At 63.8% G+C, this 1097-nt stretch carries 1 protein-coding gene; it reads right to left on the reverse strand.

The window, feature by feature from the left end; all coding sequences use genetic code 11:
- Positions 1-127 precede the first annotated feature (127 nt).
- Positions 128-1097, reverse strand: a 970-nt coding sequence (locus JQK88_RS35435) for an IS5 family transposase (RefSeq protein ID WP_246750191.1), incomplete at its 5' end; no start/stop codon positions are given.

Genomic DNA, 1097 nt, shown 5'->3' on the forward strand with positions numbered 1-1097 from the left:
GGGCCTGTTGCACAGTTACGGGAGAAAGGCGTGCGGAGCGGTTTGACCGTGATGTCTCGCTCGGCTTTGCCTTTTGGGGTGGAGTTTGATGGTGGCGGTGAGGCCCTCAGGCCGACGCAGGGCGCACCTATCCCGTGATGGCCGCCCATCGGCGCATGTTGAAGGCAATCGCCGCCATCGTCACCTGGGCGGATGCCTTGGCCAGTCCGATATAGCGGATCGTGGTCAGCTTCATGCGGTTCTTGAGCGTAGCGAAGGTGGTTTCCACCGCCGCTCGCCGTCTGGCGATCAGGCGATTGTAGCGCTTGAGCCGTGCCGGCAGCGCATGATGCTTGCTGGGACGGCGCGCAATGCGCACCTTCTTGCCCTGTGCCTTCAATCGGGCACGGCGGGCATGGGTGTCATAGGCGGCATCCGCCCACACCGTCTTCTCGTCGCCGCAGATCAAGGCATCGGCCATCACCGTGTCGTTGACGTTGGCCGGTGTGGTGATCACCGTGCGGATCAGACCAGAACCCTCATCGACCCCGACATGAGCCTTGTAGCCAAAGGTAAAGCCATCCTTGCCCTTGCGCATGGTGGGGCGGGCGTCTGCGTCCTTCGACGGCCGCTCGGGTGTCGGCGGTGCCGAGACCGCATCGATCAGCGTGGCGTCCAGCATCGTCCCACGCTTCAGGATCACACCGGCCTTCTCCAACTGCCGGTCCAGTTCGCCAAACAGCCTCTCCATCAGCCCTTCGCCGACAAGCAGGTTGCGAAAGCGCGACAGAACCGTGTGATCGGGGACCGTATCGTCCAGCCCAAGCCCGGCAAAGCGCCGGAACGACAGCCGGTCGCCCAGCGCCTCTTCCAACTCTCGATCAGACAGGCCGTAAAGCGATTGCAGCAGCAGCGCCTTGAACAGCCCCAGCGGCGGCCAAGCTGCCCGACCCGGTCCGCCATCCCGCAGCCGGTTGAGCAGCTTCTCGAACCGGTACCACTTCACCAGCCCCGACAGACGATCGAGCGGCGAAGAACCGCTCGCAAGCCTGTCACCCAGAAATGCCTCAACCAGGCTCAATTGTCCCGTCCGCTTAACCGCCATTGCGACTCTCCCG

It is taken from the genome of Mesorhizobium caraganae (genome assembly GCF_016836705.1).
Lineage (GTDB): Bacteria > Pseudomonadota > Alphaproteobacteria > Rhizobiales > Rhizobiaceae > Mesorhizobium > Mesorhizobium caraganae.